General features: G+C 71.8%; 12 protein-coding genes and 1 pseudogene. 7 read left to right on the forward strand and 6 right to left on the reverse strand.

From position 1 onward, the window contains the following. Positions 1–133: 133 nt before the first annotated feature. From OG422_RS18800 to OG422_RS18820, 5 genes and pseudogenes are all read left to right on the forward strand, one after another. Positions 134–5,959: pseudogene (locus OG422_RS18800) on the forward strand (type I polyketide synthase); the annotation flags it as partial. 80 nt (positions 5,960–6,039) lie between these two features. Beyond that, positions 6,040–11,517 carry a type I polyketide synthase gene (locus OG422_RS18805; protein ID WP_405747885.1) on the forward strand — a complete coding sequence of 1,826 codons (5,478 nt, stop codon included), beginning with the start codon at positions 6,040–6,042 and terminating at the stop codon, positions 11,515–11,517. A gap of 69 nt (positions 11,518–11,586) precedes the next feature. Continuing rightward, a complete protein-coding gene (locus OG422_RS18810) occupies positions 11,587–13,464 on the forward strand; it encodes a type I polyketide synthase (protein ID WP_405743800.1) in 1,878 nt (625 codons plus the stop codon). A gap of 3 nt (positions 13,465–13,467) precedes the next feature. Then, on the forward strand, positions 13,468–15,054 hold the full coding sequence (locus tag OG422_RS18815; protein ID WP_405743801.1) for a long-chain-fatty-acid--CoA ligase: 1,587 nt from the start codon (positions 13,468–13,470) through the stop codon (positions 15,052–15,054). Between the two features lie 40 nt (positions 15,055–15,094). Continuing rightward, positions 15,095–15,538: an ester cyclase gene (locus tag OG422_RS18820; protein ID WP_143941162.1), complete on the forward strand. Its 444-nt coding sequence runs from the start codon at positions 15,095–15,097 to the stop codon at positions 15,536–15,538. A 107-nt stretch (positions 15,539–15,645) separates the two neighbouring features. Here the strand turns inward: OG422_RS18820 and OG422_RS18825 are convergent, their stop codons facing one another. Both OG422_RS18825 and OG422_RS18830 read right to left on the reverse strand, forming a co-directional pair. Then, on the reverse strand, positions 15,646–15,945 hold the full coding sequence (locus tag OG422_RS18825) for a DUF397 domain-containing protein (protein WP_405743802.1): 300 nt from the start codon (positions 15,943–15,945) through the stop codon (positions 15,646–15,648). Further along, entirely contained in the window at positions 15,929–16,768 is an 840-nt protein-coding gene (locus OG422_RS18830) for a helix-turn-helix domain-containing protein (RefSeq protein WP_405743803.1), read from the reverse strand. Before OG422_RS18830 ends, OG422_RS18825 begins: the two co-directional genes overlap by 17 nt. A gap of 114 nt (positions 16,769–16,882) precedes the next feature. On the opposite strand from OG422_RS18830, the gene OG422_RS18835 reads away from it, so the two are divergent. Together OG422_RS18835 and OG422_RS18840 are read left to right on the forward strand one after the other, a co-directional pair. Beyond that, on the forward strand, positions 16,883–17,113 hold the full coding sequence (locus OG422_RS18835) for a hypothetical protein (protein ID WP_405743804.1): 231 nt from the start codon (positions 16,883–16,885) through the stop codon (positions 17,111–17,113). Continuing rightward, positions 17,110–17,373 (forward strand): hypothetical protein, encoded by a 264-nt coding sequence (locus OG422_RS18840; protein WP_143941158.1) that lies wholly within the window; start codon positions 17,110–17,112, stop codon positions 17,371–17,373. The genes OG422_RS18835 and OG422_RS18840 overlap by 4 nt, the downstream gene beginning before the upstream one ends. Here the strand turns inward: OG422_RS18840 and OG422_RS18845 are convergent. From OG422_RS18845 to murQ, 4 genes are all read right to left on the reverse strand, one after another. After that, positions 17,352–18,644 (reverse strand): hypothetical protein, encoded by a 1,293-nt coding sequence (locus tag OG422_RS18845; RefSeq protein WP_405743805.1) that lies wholly within the window; start codon positions 18,642–18,644, stop codon positions 17,352–17,354. The genes OG422_RS18840 and OG422_RS18845 overlap by 22 nt on opposite strands. Then, positions 18,641–19,525 (reverse strand): hypothetical protein, encoded by an 885-nt coding sequence (locus tag OG422_RS18850; protein ID WP_405743806.1) that lies wholly within the window; start codon positions 19,523–19,525, stop codon positions 18,641–18,643. Before OG422_RS18850 ends, OG422_RS18845 begins: the two co-directional genes overlap by 4 nt. A gap of 183 nt (positions 19,526–19,708) precedes the next feature. Continuing rightward, entirely contained in the window at positions 19,709–21,472 is a 1,764-nt protein-coding gene (locus OG422_RS18855; RefSeq protein ID WP_405743807.1) for a PTS transporter subunit EIIC, read from the reverse strand. Positions 21,473–21,619: 147 nt separating this feature from the next. Then, complete coding sequence (murQ, locus tag OG422_RS18860) at positions 21,620–22,558, reverse strand: N-acetylmuramic acid 6-phosphate etherase (protein ID WP_405743808.1); 939 nt, start codon at positions 22,556–22,558, stop codon at positions 21,620–21,622. Between the last annotated feature and the right edge of the window lie 4 nt (positions 22,559–22,562).

Raw genomic sequence — 22,562 nt, forward strand, 5'->3', positions numbered from 1 at the left:
CCTGCGGGCCAGCATTGTTGGTTGGCAACGGAAATTCCGCCCGGATTTCCCTGTGATTCGTTGGTTCTCCCCGCCGCCCAGTGGCGTGGGCGCTCCCTTGCGCGAATTTTGAAGGTGCGATCTCATGAATTCTGCTTCGGTGCTCGCCCAGCGACTCGTCGGCCTCTCGGGCGGCGAACGGACTCATGTCCTGCTCCAGGTGGTACGCGGCCAGGTGGCCGAGTTGTTGGGATACCCCGGCCCGGAGGACATAGCGGCCGATGTGACGTTCCTGGACCTGGGCGTGGACTCGCTCATCGCGGTCGAACTGCGCGACCGGCTCGACGGTCTCAGTGGCGCGAGCCTGCCGTCCACCATGGTCTTCGACCACCCGACGCCGACGCTGCTGGCCGAGTTCCTCGACACTCAACTCGCCGGCGAATCCGAGCCGGTGGCGTCTGCGGAACCCGAGCCGACGGCCACGAGGGTGAGCGATGAGCCGATCGCGATCGTCGCGATGGCCTGCCGCTTCCCGGGCGGTGTGGAGTCCCCGGAGGACCTGTGGGAGCTGGTCTCCTCCGGCGCGGAGGGACACGGCCCGTTCCCTGACGATCGGGGCTGGGATCTTGAGGCGCTGTACGACCCGGACCCCGATCGGCAGGGGACGAGTTACGTGCGCGAGGGCGGATTCCTCGACCATGCCCTGGAGTTCGACGCGGCGTTCTTCGGTATCTCGCCGCGGGAGGCGCTGGCGATGGATCCGCAGCAGCGGCTGCTGCTGGAGACGTCGTGGGAGGCGCTGGAGCAGGTCGGCATCGACCCCGCGTCACTGAGGGGATCACAGACCGCGGTGTACGCAGGTGTGGCCAACTTCGACTACCCGCTGATCGCCAAGTCCGTGCCCGAGAGCGACATGTACTACACGACCGGCACCCACAGCAGCGTGGCCTCCGGCCGGGTGGCCTACGCCCTGGGCCTGGAAGGTGCCGCGCTGACCGTCGACACGGCGTGCTCGTCGTCGCTGGTGACGATCCACCTGGCGGCGCAGGCGCTGCGCCAGGGCGAGTGCTCCCTGGCACTGGCCGGCGGGGCGACCGTGCTCTCCGGCCCCAGCGTCTACCTGGGCTTCTGCCGGCAGCGCGCGCTGTCGCCCGACGGGCGCTGCCGCTCCTTCGCCGCGAGTGCGGACGGCTTCGGACCTGCCGAGGGTGTGGGGATGGTGGTGCTGGAGCGGCTGTCGGACGCGCGCCGCAACGGGCACCGGGTGCTGGCGGTGGTGCGCGGCAGTGCGGTGAACCAGGACGGTGCGAGCAACGGCCTGACGGCTCCGAATGGTCCGTCGCAGCAGCGGGTGATCCGGCAGGCGTTGGCCGCGGCGGACTTGTCGGTGGGCGATGTGGATGTGGTGGAGGCGCACGGCACGGGGACGGCGCTGGGTGATCCGATCGAGGCGCAGGCGTTGCTGGCGACGTACGGTCAGCGCGATCCGAAGGCCGCTCCGCTGTTGCTGGGGTCGATGAAGTCGAACATCGGCCATACGCAGGCGGCGGCGGGTGTTGCGGGTGTGATCAAGTCGGTGCTGGCACTGCAGCACGGTGTGGTGCCCGCGACGCTGCACGTGGATGCGCCCTCGCCGCACGTGGACTGGTCGGCGGGCGCGGTGGAGTTGGCGACGGAGTCGGTGCCGTGGCCCGAGACCGGTCGGGCTCGCAGGGCCGGGATCTCCTCGTTCGGCATCAGCGGGACCAACGCCCACGTCATCTTGGAGCAGGCGCCGCAGGAGCAGGAAGAGTCGCAGGCGGAAGTGGTCACGCCGGGCGAGGCGGGCCTGGCCGCAGGAGGCGTGTTGTGGCCGGTTTCCGGCCGGTCGGAGGCGGCGCTGCGGGAGCAGGCGGGACGGCTGGCGGACTTCCTGCGTACGGGACCGAGCGGCGTGGGATCCGACGACGCGGGCCCCGAAGTGACGGACGCGGGCATCGCGGTGGCGTTGGCCCGGCACCGTACGGCCTTCGAGTATCGCGGCGTGGTGGTGGCACGGGACCGGTCCGAGGCCGTGGCGGGCTTGGAAGCACTCGCGGGCGGGACGGAGTCCGCCGGGGTGGTGACCGATCGCGTGGTGCCGTCGGGCCAGGGAGTGGTGCTGGTTTTCCCTGGCCAGGGGTCGCAGTGGGTGGGCATGGGCCGGGCGCTCCTGGATGCCTCTTCGGTGTTCGCGGAGTGGGTCGACCGGTGCGAGCGGGCCTTCGCCCCGTACCTGGACTGGTCGTTGCGCGCGGTGTTGCGAGGAGAGGAAGGCACGGCCTCGCTGGATCAGGGCGACGAGGTCGTGCAGCCCGCCCTGTTCACCGTGATGACGGGACTGGCCGAGTTGTGGCGTCACTACGGCGTGACGCCGGCGGCGGTGGTGGGCCACTCCCAGGGTGAGATCGCGGCGGCCTATGTGGCAGGTGCGTTGTCGTTGGAGGACGCCGCACGGATCGTGGCACTGCGCAGCCAGTTGCTGAAGGAGCTGGCCGGGAAGGGCGGGCTGGCCTCGGTCATGCTGGGCCGGGCCGCGGTCGAGGAGCGCCTGGCCGCCTGGGACGGCAGGTTGTTGGTCGCTGTGGCCAACTCGCCCGCGTCCACGGTGGTGTCGGGTGATGCCGACGCGATCGACGAGCTGCTGGAGCGCCTGGCAGCCGAGGGCATCTGGGCCCGCCGCGTCCCCATCGACTACGCGTCCCACTCGGCGCACGTCGAGGTGGTCGAGGAGCGCCTGAGGGAACTGCTGGCGGACATCGAGCCGCGGTCGGCATCCGATGCCGTTTTCTGCTCCACGGTGACCGGCGAAGTGATCGACACCGTTGGTCTGGACGCGGGGTACTGGTATCGGAATCTGCGGGAGCCGGTGGAGTTCCAGCGGGCGGTGGAGGCGCTGCTGGCGGCCGGTCACCGGGTGTTTGTGGAGGCCAGTGCGCATCCGGTGCTGACGGCCGCGGTGGAGCAGGTGCTGGAGGCGTCGCCGTACGAGGGCGCGGCGCTGGAGTCGCTGCGACGGGACCAGGGGGAGCTGGAGCAGTTCGTCACCGCGCTGGGACAGGCGCATGTGCGGGGGGTCGGGCTGGACTGGGAAGCGGTTTTGGGTACCGGCCCGGCTGGAGTGGCACTGCCGACGTACGCGTTCCAGCGGGAGCGGTTCTGGTCCACATCCGTGGCGCCCGCCGCCGGTGATGTGGCGGGGCTCGGGCTGGCGGCGGCCGGTCATCCGCTGCTGGGCGCGGCGGTGGAGTCGGCGGAGACCGGCGAGGTACTGCTGACGGGGCGTCTGTCCCTGGAGTCGCATTCCTGGCTGGCCGATCATGCGGTGGCCGGGTCGGTGCTGCTGCCGGGCACGGCGTTCGTGGAGATGGCGCTGCGTGCCGGTGAGGAGGTGGGGTGCGACGAGCTGGCCGAGCTGGTGCTGGAGGCTCCGCTCGTGCTGCCGGAACAGGGCAACATCCGCGTGCAGGTGACCGTCGGCGAGCCGGACGACTCCGGTCACCGGCCGGTGTCCGTGTACTCCCGGGACGAGTCGGCGGGCCCTGGAGACCCGTGGACCCGGCATGCGGGCGGTCTGGTCGCCGAGGCCGTGACGCCCGGTTCCGGCGATGCGGTTTCGGATGATGTACGGGATGCCGACGCGTCGTGGCCGCCGGCCGGCGCACAGCCGGTGGCGGTCGAGGACTTCTACGCACGGACGGCGCGGCGCGGTTACGACTACGGCCCGGTGTTCCGGGGACTGCGCGCGGTGTGGCGGCGCGGCGAGGAACTGTTCGCCGAGGTGCGCCTGCCGCAGACCTCCACCGGCGCACCGCGCGGGGGCGGTCCGGCTGCTGGTGCATTCGGCCTGCACCCTGCCCTGCTGGACACCGCTCTCCACCCGATGCTGCTCAACGGCGGTCTCGACGACTCCGGCGAGGGGCCTTGGCTCCCGTTCTCCTGGAACGCCGTCCGGCTGCACGCCACGGGCGCCGATGGGCTGCGGGTCCGGTTGCTGCCCCGGGGCACCGGCACAGTGGCCGTCGAGCTGGCCGATCTTACGGGCCGGCCGGTGGCGTCGGCGCGTGAGCTGGTGACCCGGCCGGTCTCGGCCGAGCAGTTGCGCCAGGCCCGTGACGGCGCAGGGCAGGCGCTCTTCCGTCTGGCCTGGCAGCCGCTGCCCGAGGCGAAGGCTGTCGCGGCCACGGACACCTACGCGGTCATCGATGCCGGTGCGGACCTGGGCGCGCGGGACGTCGCCGCCCGTGCCGGAACGGCCGTGCGAGCCGAGATCTATCCGGACCTGACTGCCCTCCGAGACCGCACGCCCGGCGTGGTACTGGCGCCGTATTCGGGCGTGGCCGCCGGTGTGGACGTGCCGCAGTCGGCGGAGGCGGTCACGGCGGACGTGCTGGGGCTCGTACAGCAATGGCTCGCCGACGACCGCTGGGCCGGCTCTCGGCTGGCTGTGCTCACCAGCAGCGCGGTGGCTACCGAGCCCGGCGCGGATGTCACCGGCCTGGCCTGCGCCCCGGTATGGGGGCTGGTGCGCTCGGCGGAGACGGAGAACCCCGGCCGGTTCCTGCTCGTGGACATGGATGACGACCCGTCGTCCTGGGCGGCGTTGCCCGCCGCACTCACGGCGGCGATCGCGGCTGAAGAGTCTCAGATCGCGCTGCGCGGCGGGCGGGCGCTCGTGCCCCGGCTGGCGCCCCACGGCCAGGACACGCCCGCGCTCGTACCGGACGTACCGGACCGGCCCGGCACCCTGCTCGTGACCGGCGGCACCGGCACCCTGGGCGGCCTGGTCGCGCGGCACCTGGTCCGTACGCACCGCTTCGCGCACGTGGTGCTGACCAGCCGCAGCGGCCGGCAGGCCCCCGGTACGGCGGAACTGGAAGCGGAGCTGGCGGCGCTGGGCACCAAGGTGACCATCGCGGCGTGCGACGCCGCCGACCGAGCGGCACTGACCGGACTCCTGGACGCCATTCCCGGCGACCATCCGCTGACGGCTGTGGTCCACGCGGCGGGCATCCTGGACGACGGCGTCATACCCTCGCTGACCACCGAGCAGCTCGCCCGCGTCATGGCCCCGAAGGTACAGGCGGCCTGGAACCTTCATGAACTCACCCGCGGCCACGACCTGTCCATGTTCGCGCTGTTCTCCTCCGTCGCCGGCATTCTCGGCACCGCCGGGCAGGCGAACTACGCCGCGGCGAACGCCTTCCTGGACGGCCTGGCCACACACCGCAGGGCACAGGGCCTTGCCGCCACCTCACTGGCCTGGGGTTACTGGGACCAGGCCACCGGGTTGACTCAGCACCTCGACCGGAACAGCCTGGTAGCACGGCTCCGCCGGATCGGTGTGCTGCCGCTGGAGACCGAACAGGGCCTCACCCTCTTCGACACCGCGACGGCCAGGGGGACGGTCACCGCGGAACCCGTCCTGGTGACCACCCGTCTTGACACCGCCGCACTGCGGTCCGGCGCGGCCACCGAGACGCCGCTGCTGCGGGGGCTGGTCCGCATGCCCCGGCGTCGCCGTGCGGCGGCGAGCGGACCGGAGACCGCAGCCTCCGGACTCGTCCAGAGTCTGCTGGCCGCCGACACGGAGACCGAGCAGGACCGGATGCTGCGCGGCCTCGTACAGGCCGAGGTGGCCGCGGTACTCGGTTCCGTGAGCCCCGAAGGCGTGCGGCCGGAACACCGCTTCATCGACCTCGGATTCGACTCGCTCACCACCGTCGAGCTGCGCAACCGACTTTCCCGGGCAACCGGGCAGCGGCTGCCCGCCACGCTGGTGTTCGACTATCCCACCCCCGCCGAGCTCGCCCGCTACCTGCGTGAGCGGCTGCTCCCCGAAACGGCCGCGACGGCCGGACCCGGGAACGAGGAGCCGTCTCGTACCGCCGAGGCGGATGCCATCGCCGCGATGGACGTGGACGAACTGGTCCGGCTGGCGCTTGACGATCACAACTCCTGACCACAAAGCACCGAAGAGCGAGGTTCGAGTTCGAGATGGACGCACCCAACGAGAAGGTCGTCAGCGCCCTGCGGGCATCGCTGACCGAGGTCCAGCAGCTGCGGGCGGAGAATCAGAAGCTGCGCGACACGGCATCGGAGCCGATCGCGATCGTGGGGATGGCGTGTCGCTTCCCCGGCGGTGTGGAGTCCCCCGAGGACCTGTGGGAGATGCTGTCCTCCGGCGGGGAGGGGCTCGGCCCGTTCCCTGACGACCGGGGCTGGGATCTTGAGGCGCTGTACGACCCGGACCCCGAGGGACAGGGGACGAGTTACGTACGGGACGGCGGATTCCTCAGGCAGACCGTGGAGTTCGACGCGGCGTTCTTCGGTATCTCGCCGCGGGAGGCGCTGGCGATGGATCCGCAGCAGCGGCTGCTGCTGGAGACGTCGTGGGAGGCGCTGGAGCAGGCCGGCATCGACCCGTCCTCGGTCAGGGGCAGCCGCACGGGTGTGTTCACCGGGGCCTTCCCGTCGAACTACTCGCTGCTCCTCCAGCCGATCTTCGACCAGGTCGAGGGGTACTTCGACCTGGGCACCACGACCAGTGTCGCCGCGGGCCGGGTGGCGTACGTGCTGGGCGCCGAAGGCCCCGCGGTCGCGGTCGACACGGCGTGCTCGTCGTCGCTGGTGACGATGCACCTGGCGGCGCAGGCGCTGCGCCAGGGCGAGTGCTCGATGGCGCTGGCGGGCGGTGTGACGGCGATTCCCACGCCCACCGTCTACATCGAGTTCTGCCGGCAGCGGGCGCTGTCGCCCGAGGGCCGCTGCAAGCCCTTCGCCGCGGCCGCCGACGGCACCGCTATGAGCGAGGGTGTGGGGATGGTGGTGCTGGAGCGGCTGTCGGATGCGCGCCGCAACGGGCACCGGGTGCTGGCGGTGGTGCGCGGCAGTGCGGTGAACCAGGACGGTGCGTCGAATGGTCTGACGGCTCCGAATGGTCCGTCGCAGCAGCGGGTGATCCGGCAGGCGTTGGCCGCGGCGGATCTGTCGGTGGGCGATGTGGATGTGGTGGAGGCGCACGGGACGGGGACGTCGCTGGGCGATCCGATCGAGGCGCAGGCGTTGCTGGCGACGTACGGTCAGCGCGATGCGAAGGCCGCTCCGCTGTTGCTGGGGTCGATGAAGTCGAACGTCGGCCATACGCAGGCGGCGGCGGGTGTCGCGGGTGTGATCAAGTCGGTGCTGGCGCTGCAGCACGGTGTGGTGCCGGCGACGCTGCATGTGGATGCGCCCTCGCCGCACGTGGACTGGTCGTCCGGTGCGGTGGAGTTGGTGACGGAGCAGGTGCCGTGGCCCGAGACCGGTCGGGCTCGCAGGGCCGGGATCTCCTCGTTCGGCATCAGCGGGACCAACGCCCACCTCATCTTGGAGGAGGCGCCTCAGGAGCAGGAGGAATCGCAGGCGGAAGCTGTCGCGCCGGGCTCGGCCGCGGGAGGGGTGCTGTGGCCGGTTTCCGGCCGGTCGGAGGCGGCGCTGCGGGAGCAGGCGGGACGGCTGGCGGACTTCCTGCGTACGACGACGGAACCCGAGGTCGCGGACGCCGGGATGGCGGTGGCACTGGCCCGGCACCGTACGGCCTTCGAGCATCGCGGCGCGGTCGTTGCGCAGGACCGCACGGCGGCGATCGCCGGGCTGGAAGCGCTGGCGGCCGGGGTGTCCGTCCCGGACGTGGCCACGGGCCGGGACACGGAAGGCCCGGGAGTGGTGCTGGTCTTCCCCGGTCAGGGGTCGCAGTGGGTGGGCATGGGCCGGGCGCTCCTGGATTCGTCCCCGGTGTTCGCGGAGTGGGTGGACCGGTGCGAGCGGGTCTTCGCGCCGTATCTGGACTGGTCGTTGCGTGCGGTGTTGCGAGGTGAGGAGGGCACGGACGCGCTGGATCAGGTCGCCGAGGTCGTGCAGCCCGCCCTGTTCACCGTGATGACGGGACTGGCCGAGCTGTGGCGTCACTACGGCGTGACGCCGGCGGCGGTGGTGGGCCACTCCCAGGGCGAGATCGCGGCGGCCTATGTGGCCGGTGCGTTGTCGTTGGAGGACGCCGCGCGGATCGTGGCGCTGCGCAGCCAGCTGCTGAAGGAGCTGGCCGGGAAGGGCGGCATGGCCTCGGTCATGCTGGGCCGGGCCGCGGTCGAGGAGCGCCTGGCCGCCTGGGACGGCAGGTTGTCCGTCGCTGTGGTCAACTCGCCCGCGTCCACGGTGGTGTCGGGTGATGCCGACTCGATGGACCAGCTGCTGGACGGCCTGGCAGCCGAGGGCATCTGGGCCCGCCGCGTCCCGGTCGACTACGCGTCCCATTCGGCGCATGTCGAGGTGGTCGAGGAGCGTCTGAGGGAACTGCTGGCGGACATCGAGCCGCGGTCGGTATCCGATGTCGTCTTCTGCTCCACGCTGGCGGGTGAGGTGATCGACACCGCTGGCCTGGATGCCGGGTACTGGTATCGGAACCTGCGGGAGCCGGTGGAGTTCCAGCGGGGTGTGGAGGCGCTGCTGACCGCGGGCCACCGGGTGTTCGTGGAGGCCAGTGCGCATCCGGTGCTGACGGCCGCGGTGGAGCAGGTGCTGGAGGCATCGCCGCACGAGGGGGCGGCGCTGGGGTCGCTGCGTCGGGACCAGGGGGAGCTGGAGCAGTTCGTCACCGCGCTGGGACAGGCGTATGTGCGGGGGGTCGGGCTGGACTGGGAAGCGGTTCTTGGGACCGGCCCGGCCGGAGTGGCACTGCCGACGTACGCGTTCCAGCAGGAGCGGTTCTGGCCCGCATCCGTGGCGCCCGCCGCCGGTGATGCGGCGGGGCTCGGGCTGGCGGCTGCCGGTCATCCGCTGCTGGGCGCGGCGGTGGAGTCGGCGGAGACCGGCGAGGTACTGCTGACGGGACGCCTGTCCCTGGAGTCGCATTCCTGGCTGGCCGATTACGCCGTGGCGGGGTCGGTGCTGCTGCCGGGCACGGCGTTCGTGGAGATGGCGCTGCGCGCCGGTGAGGAGGTGGGGTGTGCTGAGCTGGCCGAGTTGGTGCTGGAGGCCCCGCTCGTGCTGCCGGAACAGGGCAATGTCCGCGTGCAGGTGACGGTCGGCGAGCCGGACGACTCCGGTCACCGGCCGGTGTCCGTGTACTCCCGTACGGAGGACACGCCACCGGGACAGCCCTGGACCTGCCATGCCAGGGGGGCGCTCGCCATCGGCGACGTCCGGGCGCCCGAGGGCCCCGGCGTCTGGCCGCCGCCGGGAGCCGAGCCGGTGCCCGTCGAGGGGCTGTACGGGCGGCTCACGTCCCTCGGCGCGGAGTGCGGACCGGCGTTCCGGGGACTGAACGCGGTGTGGCGGCGCGGCGAGGAACTGTTCGCCGAGGTGCGCCTGCCGCAGCTCCCCATGGACGGCCCGTCGGCGTCGACCTGGAAGCCCGGTGCGTTCCTCGTGCACCCCGCGCTGCTCGACGCGGCCCTGCACCCGCTCGGTCTGGACGCGACCGAGCTGCGGCTGCCCTCCGCCTGGCGGAAGGTGACCCGGGAGGCCGCGGGCGTATCCGAACTGCGGGTCCACCTGGTGCCCGGCGGCCCCGATTCCGTGTCGTTGACGGTGAGCGGTACCGACGGCCGGCCGGTGGCTGCGGTGGAGGCGCTCACGCTTCTTGCGGTGGATCTGGAACAGATCACCGCGGCCAGGGACAGCCGCCGCGACGCGCCTTTCCGCACCGAGTGGCAGCCGGTGCCGCCGGCCGGTGCCGGCGGATCGTGGGCGGTGCTCGGGGACGGCCTGAACGTGCCCGGTGCCGAGCGTTACGACGATCTCTCCGCGCTGCTGGCGGCGTTGGACGGGGGCGCCTCCGCACCGGATGTGCTGCTCGTACCCCACTTCGCGGCGGAGGCCCAGGACACACGCGAGGGCGCGCTCGCCGACCGGGCCCGCGAGGCGACCTGCCGAGCGTTGGCGCTTCTGCAGGAATGGCAGGGGCAGGAGCGGCTGGTCCAGAGCCGACTGGTGCTGGTGACGCGGGGCGCGGTCGCCGTGGGCGCGGACGAGCGTGTGCCGGATCTGGCGCACGCCGCGTCGTGGGGGCTGGTGCGCTCGGCGCAGAGCGAGAACCCGGACCGGTTCGTGCTGCTGGACACCGACGATGACAGTGCGTCACTCCGCGCGATTCCCGGCGCGGTGGCCACCCGCGAGCCCCAGCTGGCGGTGCGGGCGGGACAGGCCCTGGCGCCGCGCCTGGTGCGTGCCGATGTCCCGGAAGGAGACCCGGCCACGCCCGGCGACCCGGACCGCGCGACCTTCGGGGACCCCGACGGTACGGTGCTGATCACCGGTGGCACCGGGGCGCTGGGCGGCCTGGTCGCCCGCCGCCTGGTGACCGGGCACGGCGTACGGCACCTGCTGCTGATAGGCCGTCAGGGTCCGCAGGCGCCGGGCGCGTCGGACCTGGAGCGCGAGCTGTACGAGCTGGGCGCGGCAACGGTGTCCGTCACCGCGTGCGACGCCGGGGACCGCGGTGCGCTGGCGCGGTTGCTGGCAACCGTGTCGCCGGAACGTCCGCTGACCGCGGTCGTGCACGCGGCCGGCGCGCTCGACGACGGGGTGATCGGCTCGCTCGGGCCCGACCGGATCGCCAGGGCGTTCCGGCCGAAGGCCGACGCCGCGCTCCACCTCCACGAACTGGCCGACGAACTGGGCCTGAATCTGCAAAGGTTCGTGCTCTTCTCCTCGGCGGCGGCGACGCTCGGCGCGCCAGGGCAGGCCAACTACGCGGCCGCGAACGCGCTGTTGGAGGCGTTGGCATGGCACCGCGGGGCCGCCGGGCTTCCGGGCACCGCGCTGGCGTGGAGCTACTGGGACACGGACAGCGGGATGGCTGGCGAGCTGGACCGGGACGGTCTGGCCGCGCAGCTCCGCCGCACCGGGGTGCTGCCTTTGGATCCCGAAGAGGGCCTCGCCCTCTTCGACTCGGTGGCGAACACCGAAGCGCCGGTGCTGATGATGGCGCGGCTGGACATGACCGCACTGCGCGCTTCGGGCGCACCGGTGCCGCCGCTCCTGAGTGCCTTGGTCCCCGCCGGGCCGCAGGACGGTGCGCTGCGTACCGGATCTGCCGACACGGACGGTCTGCGGACGAGGCTGGCCGGGCTGCCGGAGCCGGAGCGGGCGGCTGAGGTGCTGGACCTGGTACGGGCCCGGATCGCCGGTGTGCTGAGGTACTCCGAGGCCGGCGGCATCCCGCCCGAGCACTACCTGGCCGATTTGGGCTTCGACTCGCTCACCGCGACCCAGCTCCGAAACGTCCTCGACGAGGCCACCGGCCTGCGGCTGCCCGCCACGCTCGTCTTCGACCACCCCACGCCGGCCGCGTTGGCGCGCTACATCGGCGCCCGGCTCTTCGGCACGACGGCGACTGCCCCGTCCGAAGAGGCATCGCCCGCATCGCCCGCAGCCGCCTCCGATGCCGACGCGGTCGACGATGCCGACATCGCGGATGCCACCGACGAGCAGCTCTTGCAGCTGATCGACGAAGAACTCGGCGCCGCCGACCGGTGAGCGGAATCTCATCCGCCGATCCGCCCGACCCGGACCTCGACCGACCTCAAGGGAAGGCTCCCCTCGCTCATGGCAAACGAGACCCAGCTGCGGGACTACCTCAAACGTGTGACGCTCGATCTCCGTCGTGCCAAGAGGGAATTGGCGGACCTCTCCGAGGCGGCGGAGCGGCAGAGCGAGCCGGTGGCCATCGTCGGCATGGCCTGCCGGTTCCCGGGCGGTGTGCAGACCCCGGAGGACCTGTGGCGGCTGCTGGAGAACGGCGAGGACGCCATCTCGAAGTTCCCGTCCGACCGGGACTGGGACGAGGACCTCTACGATCCCGACCCTGACCGGCCGGGCACCTGTTACACCCGGGAGGGCGGCTTCCTGCACGATGCCGCGGACTTCGACCCGGATCCCTTCCGGATCTCCGAGAATGAGGCACTGGCCGTCGATCCGCAGCAGCGGCTGCTTCTGGAGACGGCCTGGGAGGCGCTGGAGCGGGCGGGTATCGACCCCACGTCCTTGCGGGAGAGCCGGACCGGTGTGTTCGCCGGCGTCATCTACAACGATTACGGCGGAAACGTGCCCCGGCCGCCCGAGGGGTTCGAGGGCGACCTGGCGGTAGGCAGCCTGGGGAGTGTGGCCTCGGGCCGGATCGCGTACGCGTTCGGGCTCCATGGACCGGCCGTGACGGTGGACACGGCGTGTTCCTCGGCGCTCGTGTCGCTGCATCTGGCGATCCAGTCGCTGCGTAGCGGAGAGTCCTCGCTGGCGCTGGTGGGCGGGGCCACGGTGATGGCGACCCCGAGCCCGCTGGTGACCTTCAGCCGGTCGCGTGCGCTGGCCCCGGACGGACGCTGCAAGTCCTTCTCCGCCGCAATGGACGGTATGGGGATGTCCGAGGGAGCCGGGATGCTCGCCCTGGAACGGCTGTCGGACGCCCGGCGCAACGGCCGTACGATCCTCGCGGTGGTGCGGGGTTCCGCCGTCGTCCAAGACGGTGTGTCCCATTGGCTCACCGCGCCCAACGGGCAGGCGCACCGGCGGATGATCCGCGAGGCGCTCGACGCCGCCCGGCTGGGACCCGCGGACATCGACGCGGTGGAGGCGCACGGTACGGGCACACCTTTGGGTGACTCGATCGAGGTGCAGGCGCTGATGGACACCTACGGTGCCGAGCGCCCGGCGGGGCAGCCCCTGTGGCTGGGGACCCTGAAGTCGAACATCGGGCACACGCAGGCGGCGGGCGGCATCGGCGGCATCATCAAGTTGGTGATGGCCATGCGGAACGGCCTGCTGCCGAGGTCGCTGCACGCCGAGCAGCCGACGCCGATGGTGGACTGGTCCGCGGGTACGGTCCGGCTGCTGGCCGAGCCGGTGCCGTGGCCGGAGCGGGATCGTCCGCGCCGCGCGGGCATCTCCTCCTACGGAGTCAGCGGCACCAACGTCCACGCCATCATCGAGCAGGCACCGCCGCCCGGCCCGCTCGACCAGTCGCCGCCTGCGGACTCTCCCGACCGGACTGCGGTCACCGACCCCGCCCTGCGGTCGCCCGTGCCGTGGTTGCTGTCCGCCGCGTCCGTGCCGGCGCTGCGCGCGCAGGCCGCCCGCCTCCACGCCCACCTGGCCGAACACCCCGAGCTGGAGGACCGGGACGTGGCCCGTTCGCTGGCTGCGAGCCGTGCCGGTCTCAAGCACCGCGCTGCGGTGCTGGCGGCCGACCGCGACGGCTTCCTGGAGGGCCTGGCCGCGCTTGCCGAGGGACGCGCGGAGCCCGGAGTCATCGGCGCATCCGCCACGGCCGACCTTCGCGCCCAGGTCGAGGCCCACTGCCAGGGCGAGTCCGTGGACTGGGGCGACCTCTTCTCCGGTTCCGGCGCCCGCCTCGTGGACCTGCCCACGTACGCCTTCCAGCGTCGGCGCTACTGGCTCCGGGCCACACGATTCCAGAGGAATGGGTGAACCATGACCGCTCACATCGCACCTCCGCCGGACCTGCGGACGCTTGACGCCACGCTCGCCTTCCACGCCGAGCAGCAGCCGGACCGCGCCGCCATCTGCTGCGAGGGCGCCCAGCTCAGTTACGGGGAGCTGCGCGGGGAGAGCACCGCGAGTGCTGCCGCGCTGCTGGCGTCGGGTGCGGGCAGAGGGACCCGGATTGCCTACCTGGGCAAGGAGTCGGTGCGGTTCTACGAACTCCTCTTCGCCTGCGCCATGACCGGCGTGGTGCTCGTACCCGTGAACTGGCGGCTCGCGCCCGAGGAAGTGGCGTACATCCTGCGCGACTCGGTTGCCGAACTGCTCTTCGTGGAGGAGGAGTTCCTTCCGACGGTGCGTCAGTTGCGTTCGCAGCTCACGGATGTGCGGGAATTGGTGCTTCTGGACTGCGCGGGGACGGACGGGACGGCGTTCCCGGAGTGGCAGCTTGCCGGGGCGGGCGAGGCCGTACCGGCGCAGTCCCACACCGACGACCCGCTGGCCCAGATGTACACCAGCGGCACGACGGGATTCCCCAAGGGCGTGGTCCTGGCCCACCGCAGTTTCTTCGCGGTCCGCGGCCTGCTGGCCGCGCAGGGGCTGGACTGGATCGACTGGCGGCCGGACGACAAGAGCCTCATCGGGATCTCCGGCTCGCACATCGGCGGGCTGTGGTGGGCCACCCAGGGGTTCAACGCGGGCGTCACCAACATCGCCGTACGGTCCTTCGGCGCCAAGGACGTACTGGAACTGATCCGGACGTCCGGTATCACCACGGCGTTCATGGTTCCGGCGATGCTGCTGATGCTGCTGTCCGAACCGGGCGCCTCCAGTGCCGACTTCGTCACCCTGCGCAAGACCATCTACGGCGGATCGCCGATCTCCGAGACGCTGCTCCAGCGGTGCATGGAGGTCATGAAGTGTGACCTCGCGCAGATTTACGGTCTGACCGAGACCGGGAACACCGCGGTGTGCCTGCCGCCCGCCGACCACGTGCTGGGAAGCCCCCGGCTGCGGGCGGCCGGGCGGCCCTACCCTGGCATCGAACTCAAGATCATCGATGCGGACGGGCTGCCGCTGCCGCCCGGGGAGGTGGGGGAGGTGTGCCTGAAGACCCCCGCCCGGATGCTGGAGTACTGGAACCTGCCGGAGGCCACCGGTAAGACCCTCGTCGACGGCTGGATCCACACCGGCGACGCCGGGTACAGGGACGAGTCCGGATACCTGTTTATTCAGGACCGCATCAAGGAAATGATCATCCGGGCCGGGGAGAACATCTACCCGGCCGAGGTGGAGAACGCGATCAGCGCTCACTCGGAGGTCCTGGATGTGGCCGTCATCGGCGTCCCGGACGACCGCTGGGGCGAGGCGGTGCACGCCTTCGTCGTACGGCACCCGGACGCCTCCGTCGCGCCCCACCAGCTCAGGGCGTTCCTCGGCGACCGGCTCGCCGCTTTCAAGATCCCCACCAAGTACGAGTTCATTGACGAGGTCCCGCGCAACCCCAGCGGCAAGATCCTTCGCCGTGTCCTGCGCGACCGTTTCTGGGCCGAGCACGACCGGGCCGTCAACTGACCCGGTTCTCACCGCATCACCTTCGAGATTGGAAGAACAGATGACATCGCCTCTTGAGGTGAACCACCGTCGGTTCGTCGACGAAATCTGGTATCCGGAGAATGCCCCGAACTACGGCGTGATCGACGAGGTGATGGGCGAGAACATCGTGGCGCACACGCCGCTCGGCGATGTTCACGGACGAGCGGCGGTCAAGGACTTCTTCAAGGCGTACCTGGCGATCTTCCCGAAGCAGACCATGGAGGCGCGGGACTTCGTCGTCTCCGGGAACCGCACCATCGTCCGGTGGGACCAGGAAGCGACGCATGACGGCACGGAGTTCATGGGCATCGAACCGGCCGGGAAGCAGATGTTCGTCACGGGCCTGACGATGGCGTACTGGGATGAGGAGAAGAAGACCATGGACGAGATCTGGTTCTCCTTCGACTTGCTCGGCGTCGTCAACCAGCTCAAGCCGGCCGCCTCGGACGAGAACGTCGGCTGACGCCCGGGACGGGGCCGGCGCACAGCGTCGGCCCCTTTCCCTCGCACGCACACGTCGGCCCCGGCTCTCCCTAGGGGAACCGGGGCCGACGCGTTCGCGCGTACCGCTCAGGCGTCGCCGAACGACCCGGCGTTGAGCCCGCCCACGAACCGCGCCCACGACGCGGCCCGGAACGTCAGCGCCGGACCCTCGGGCCGCTTGGAATCCCGTACGGGGACGATCCCGGGGACGCCGTCGGCGACTTCGAGGCAGTCGCCGCCGCTGGCGCCGCTGTAGCTGGACTTCCGCCAGCGGGCCGCGCCGGGGAAGTCCCGTGCGACCTCCACGCAGCTGCCCCCGCTCCCGCCGCTGTAGCTGGACTTGTGCCAGGTCGCGGCGCTCAAGTCGTACTCACTCTGGTTCCTCATGGACGAAAGCCTCCGCCGTCGACTCGATCAGGGCCAACGACTTTTCCGGTGACAATGCGCTGGCCGCGAGGAGATCGTAGGACAGTTCGTACTGGGCGACCCTAGCCGGATCGTCCACCAACTGACCTGTGCCGGGGCCCTGCAAGTACGCCAACGGCGGGGCATCCGAGAACCGCATCAGATTCAGCGTTCCCTCCAACGAGGCGTGCGCCCCTGCGTCGAACGGAAGCACCTGCACGATGATGCGGTGGCGGCGGACGAGTGCGGCGATGTGGCGCAGCGCCTCGGCCATCACCTTCCGTCCGCCGGTGGCCCGGCGCAGTACCGCCTCGTCCAGAACCACCCACAACAGCGGAATTGTTGCGTCGTCGAGAATCCGGGCTCGTTCCAGCCGCGCGGCGACCAGTTCGTCGATAACCGACTCTTGCGCCGTCGGCTGGTACGCGCGGAAGACGGCCCGCGCGTACGCCTCGGTCTGGAGCAGTCCAGGGATGAGCTGGGGCGAGTACTCCTTGATCGACGACGCCTGAGCTTCCGCCTCAGCGGCCTCCGCGAAGTGATCCGGGTACTTCGACTTCATGGCGGCAGCGCAGTTCCGCATGAAGTAGCCGCCCGTGTTGAGGATGTCGTCTATCTTCTGGGCGTACTCCGGCAGCATCCGGCGCGTACCGGCTTCCAGTTGGCCGATGAACGAGCCGCTGACGAAGAGCAGCGCGCCCAGCTCGTCCTGGGAGAGACCGGCCTTCTCCCGTTGGTGCCGTAGCTCCGCGCCGAGCATTGCGCGGGGTGAGGAGGATGGATCGAGACGCTTGGGTCCGGGCATGGGAACTCCAGGTCGTACAGGGGATGTTGTTGGGTCTGCGCCCCTTTTCCAGGCTAGCCGAGTCCGGCCACGCTGTGTGTCGAACGTCATACACAGTGTGGAAGGTGGAGAACGATGGCGATGAGTGAACGGCGGCGGCCGACGGGCACCGCGCTCGGGGAGGCGGACGACGCCGTGCGGGCGCTGGACGAGGGGCTGCGGGCCCACGGCATCAAACTGCCGTCGCTGGGCGTCGATCCGGTGTCGTGCGCGAGGGTCGACCCGCAGCCGCTCGTGGAGCTGGGCCGGTGCAACCTCGCCACGGCGCGGCAGCTCGTGGACCTGCTGGCCCGGTGCGGCAAGTGAGCGCCGCGCGACGGCCGGAGGGGCCGACCGGGGTACGGCTCGGTGAGCCGCTGTGGCTGCGGGCCGGTGGGTACGCCGTCGACGTACGGGACGGGCGTCTCGGGCGGATCATGGGCCAGGAGGGCCCGTATGTGCAGCTCAGGCCGCCGGGCGGCGGCCGGGAGTGGGACTGCCCGCCGGAACAGCTCCGCGAGACGGTGCTGCGGGAGGAGCTGTGGGCGCGGGTCGCGGAGCTGAATCAGGCGAGCCGGTTGCCGTGAGCGGGGGCCGCCGCGTCGGCTTCGGACGCGGCGGCTTCGAGTTCTCGGGCGGCGTCCGTTTCGGCCGGGGCTTCGTCGGCGGCCTCGGGTTCCTTGCGTCGTCGGAACCGTACGCGGGTGAGGGCGGCGCAGAGGAGGGCGGCGAACGGGGCGGTGTAGAGCGCGTGGTTGAGGCCCGTGGGCGGGAGGAGCAGGCCGAGGATCTGGTCGAGCGTCAGGCTGCGGGTGGGCGATTCCCAGAGGGCGGAGACCGCGCGCGCCACGGCGCCGAAGCCGATCGCGCCCGCCGTGTAGCCGCACCACGCGGCGAGGGCCGCGCGGGCGGGGCGCGGCAGGGCGTGGGTGAGCGACGCGACGGCGAAGTGCGTGACGGCGAAGAGCAGCACGAACGCCTGCCAGGCGTAGAGCCGGGAGAAGCGGACGAGGAGCGGTTCGCCGCCGGGGAACTCCGGGAGGTCCAGGCCGGAGAGACGGACGAGATCGTCCCCGCAGACCTGGGCGATCTCGGAGGGCGCGCACCAGAAGCGGGCCACCGGGTCCAGGACGTGACCCGGAAGGCCGTTCGCGACGAGGTCCAGGACCAGCGCCCCGGCGGCGGTGGCGAGCAGCGTGGCGCCGATGCGGGGCCAGAGAGTGGACAGCGGGCCACGGAAGCGGCGCAGTTGGTCGCGCGGGCCCGTCGGCGGGGCGTTCTCCGCGATGTCGGGGTCGAAGGCGAGCAGCGCCGTCGCGGCGGCGAAACCGCCGATCAGGCCGAGCAGGACGGTGTGCCCGAGCCCGGCGCGGACATCGAGGAACAGGGTGTACGCCGTGTTCCCGCGGAGCGTCGGGTCGAAGGACAGCTCGGGCAGGCGAGTGAGGGCGAGGGCCGGCAGGTGCGCGGCCGGGGCGAGTACCGGCCAGGCGGCGATATGCGCGTACGCCCTGGTCACGGCCGATTCCGGGTCGCGGGGCGGGAGCGTCGTACGGGCGGCGAGGGCGCGGGTCGCGGCGGTCAGCAGGAAGAGGAAGCAGACGGTCCAGAGCGCTTCCAGGCCGAGGGCGGCCGGGCCCGTCGCGGTGCTGAAGCGGCGGACCGGCGAGACGGTGAGGAGGCGGAGCGCGTCGAGGGCGCTCTCGGGGGCGGCGTCTGCGCCGGTGCGGCCCGCCCAGTCGATCTGGAAGGGGAGCGCGCCGGTGAGGTGGACGAGCGCGACGGCGAGGGCGGCGTAGGCGAACGGGGAGCGGGGGAGGCGGCTGTTCCGCGCAGGGCCGGGCTTCGGGGCGCTCATCGGCGTTCCGCGGTGACACGGAACGGCTGACCGTCGTTGTCGAGCGTCGTGGTGTGCGTCTCCTCGCCGTCCCACCAGGTCAGGGTGGCCCGCCACTCGACGTAGTGGGACTGGCTGCGGCCGATGAGCTTCAGGTCGTAGACGCTGGAGGTGGAAACGGTCACGGGCAGCCGCATCGGCTTCCGGGTGTACTGCGCGGCCGCCTTACGGGCCGCCGCCTGGTGCGGGCTGGTCATCAAGTAGCTTGCGGAAACCGGGTGGTTGACGGGCAGGGTGTCGAGATCCACGTAGAACAGCTCGGGCGGTCCGTCGCCGCCGCAGTCGACGGTGGGCTGGTTGGTGCCCGGGAGCGCGGCGCCGCGCTTCAGCACGGTGATGGAGAGGTCGCGGAGCTGAACGGCCTTGCCGAGGTTGCCACGGATGCTCACGGAGGACTCGACGGTCCCCAGGTGGGTGATCTTCCGGTCGCGCTCCCAGCGGGTGAGCGCATGCACGTCGGCGTTGGGCAGCGCCGCGCGAAGACCGTCCTGACCTGGGGCGACGCGCCAAGCCGTGGAACAGGTGTCGTCGTTCTGGGCAGCCGAGAGGACGAGCGCCGGGTCGCTGAAGACGGCGTCGTACCCGGCGGAGACCAACGGCGTGGCGAGCGGCACGGCGGCGAGGACGAGACCCACCACCGCGATCTTCCGGTCGGTGGTGAGCCCGGTGAACCAGCGGTGGAGGCGGCGGAGGCGGCCGGGGGGTGCGTCCGGGGTCGGGCTTGGGGATGGGCTCGGGTCCGGGGTGGGAGCCGGAGTTGGGGCCGGGGCCTGGTTCGGCTCCGGGGTGGGGCGGTCCGGGGGGACCTGGTCCGGTGGTGTGCGGAAGGTGTCGCGCGTCATGTCCCCCAACTCCCCGTCCTGTGAGGATGCTTCGCGGGGAAGGGTACTGGTCGGGGGCGTGCGCGGCACGGGGGTTCGCGGGTGGCCGGGGCGTGTGGGCGGTTCGCTGCGTGGGCGGTCCGCTGCCGGGGGCGCGTGCCCGGAACCGGAACCGCCGGGCCCGGACACGCGCGCGGGAAGCCGTCAGCCGTCGCTACTCGCCGACGCGCACGAACCTCCACCGCTGGGAGGGCAAACCGTCGACGGGCTCCACAGGAGTCGATCGCGGTCCGATGAGTTGAGCGTCGCCACCTGGTCCTCTTCCGGCGCGGCATCGGGGGACGGACCGCTCCCGGCGGCTTCCGGAGACGACCCGCTCTCCAGGGCTTCCGCGCCTTCCGGGGCTTCCGGCGCGGCGTTCAGCTCCGTGAGCATCTGGCGGCTGAAGCCGAAGAAGTACGTGGCCAGGAAGCCGGTGACATAGCCGACGACGAGCCCGATGCCGTAGATCGCGAGCGTCGTGCCGATGCCGGTGACGCCCTTGACCAGCGGGAACAGGGCCCAGCCGGACGGGCCGATGGCGGTGGAGCCGACCGCGTCACCGAGCTGGTTGCACAGGCCGATGAAGCCGCCGCCGAACGCCCCGCCGACGCACGCCGTGATGAACGGGCGGCCCAGCGGCAGCGAGACGCCGTAGATCAACGGCTCGCCCACGCCCAGGAAACCGGCCGGGAGAGCGGACTTGATGGTGCGGCGGACCGAGGTGTTCCGGGGCAGCCGGAGGTAGACGGCGAGGGCGGCGCCGACCTGACCCGCACCGGCCATCGCGAGGATCGGCAGCAGAACGGTGTACCCCTGCTGCTCGATCAGGGTGGTGTGGATCGGGATGAGCGCCTGGTGCAGCCCGAGCATGACCAGCGGCAGGAAGAGCCCGCCGAGGACGAAACCGGCGAGCGCCCCGCCGTGCGCCAGCAGCCAGGTGGCGACCGTGCCGATGCCGTGGGACACCTCGCCCGCGACGAACATCAGGCCGTAGATCGTCACCAGGCCCGTGAGCAGCACCGTGAGCGTCGGCGTGAGGAGAACGTCCAGCGCCTCCGGGACGCGGCGGCGGCACCACTTCTCCACCTGGACGGCGAGCAGCGCGGCGGCGAGCGCGCCGAGGACACCACCCTGCCCGGGGGAGAGCTTCTGCCCGAACGCCGTGATGTTCGCTATGCCGGGGAACACGATGACCGCGGCCACCGCCCCGCCCAGGACCGGCGTCCCCCCGAACTCCTTCGCGGTGTTGTAACCGACGAACACGGCGATCAACGACATGAAGCCGGAGGCGACCGCCGCCAGTGCCGGTACGACGGACGGCAGCCAGCCGAGGTTGGTCAGCAGCCCGTTGATCCCGGCGACGATGCCGCAGCCGATCAGCGCGGGGATCAACGGCACGAAGATGTTCGCGACCCGGCGCAGGAACAGCTTGACCGGCGTGGCGTTCCGCGCCTTCTGCCGCGCCTTGAGCGCGGCGCCCTGGGCGGCGAGGTCGGTGGCGGTGGGGGCGGCCGAGGGCGGGGCGCCCGCTGTTTCCGCCGCCTTTGGGGGCGCGGCGGTGCCGGACGTGGCCGGGGCGTCGGGGGCGCCGGACGCGGCCGAGGCATCGGCACTGTCAGCAGCCGCCTCCGGCACCGGCACCGGCGTCGCCTCCGGCCCGGCGGCGCGTTCCTCGTCCACCAGCCGCTCGAACTCCGGGGTGACGCGGGCGACCGCCCCCGGGCCCAGCACGATCTGGTACGTGTCGTCCTCCACGACGCCCATGACCGCGGGCAGCGCCTTGAGCGCGTCGTCCCGGACCAGCGAACGGTCCCGGATCCCCAGCCGTAGCCGGGTCATGCAGTGCGCGAGGGAGGTGATGTTCCGGGCGCCGCCGACGAGGGGGAGGATCGCGGCGGCGGTGGCGCGGTTCTTGTCTTCGGGCATGAGCGGAGCCTTGCTGTGCGGACAACGAGGGGAGGGGAGAAGAGGGTCGTATCAGGATCAATCGGGTGGACGAAGGTCGCGACGGTGCGGAGCCGCGACGGTGCGGAGCCGCGACGGTGTGGGACCGCCCGGGGCGCCGGGTCGGGGTCAGGCGGTGCGGGCCGCTTCCAGGGCCTCGCGCAGATGCCCGCGGGAGGCGTCGAGGAGGCGGGCGGCCGACGGGGCGTCGACCTCGCCGAGCACGATCAGGATCGCGTTCTTCACCTCACCGTCCGCCGCCGCGAGGGCGGTCTCTATCTCCGCGTCGGAGGCGCCGGTGGCGAGCGCCACGATCCGCCGTGAACGGGCCTGGAGCTTGTCGTTGGACGCCCGGACGTCGACCATCAGATTCCCGTAGGTCTTGCCGAGCCGGATCATCGTGATCGTCGAGAGCATGTTGAGCACCAGCTTCTGCGCCGTACCCGCCTTGAGGCGCGTCGAGCCCGTCAGCAGCTCCGGACCGACGACGACCTCGATGCCGTGCTCCGCCGCCGCGGCCAGCGCGGAACCGGCGTTGCAGGACAGCCCGACGGTCAGCGCCCCGACGCTCCGGGCGTGCTCCACCGCGCCGACCGCGTACGGGGTGCGGCCCGAGGCGGATATCCCGACGACGGTGTCCCGCTCGGTCAGCCCCAGCGCCGCCAGGTCCTCGGCGGCCAGCGCCTTGCTGTCCTCCGCGCCCTCCACCGCCGTGACCATCGCCGCCGGGCCACCGGCTATCAGCCCCAGCACCTCGGACGGGTCGGTGTTGAACGTCGGCGGGCACTCACTGGCGTCCAGCACCCCCAGCCGCCCGGCCGTCCCGGCACCGGCGTAGATCAACCGGCCGCCCTCGGCCATCCGGGCGGTGAGCGCGTCGATGGCCGCGGCGACCCGCGGCAGCTGCGTGGCGACCGCGCCGGGGACCCTCGCGTCCTCGTCGTTCATCGTCCGGGCGATCTCCAGGGTGGAACGCCGGTCGATCTCGGCCAGCTCGGGGCGGAACGCCTCGGTCGTGAGCGTGTCCAACTGGGCCCGCAGATCTGCGTGGTCGGCTGTCGAAGTCATGTGG

Source organism: Streptomyces sp. NBC_01525 (genome assembly GCF_045040405.1).
Taxonomy (GTDB): Bacteria; Actinomycetota; Actinomycetes; order Streptomycetales; family Streptomycetaceae; genus Streptomyces; species Streptomyces benahoarensis.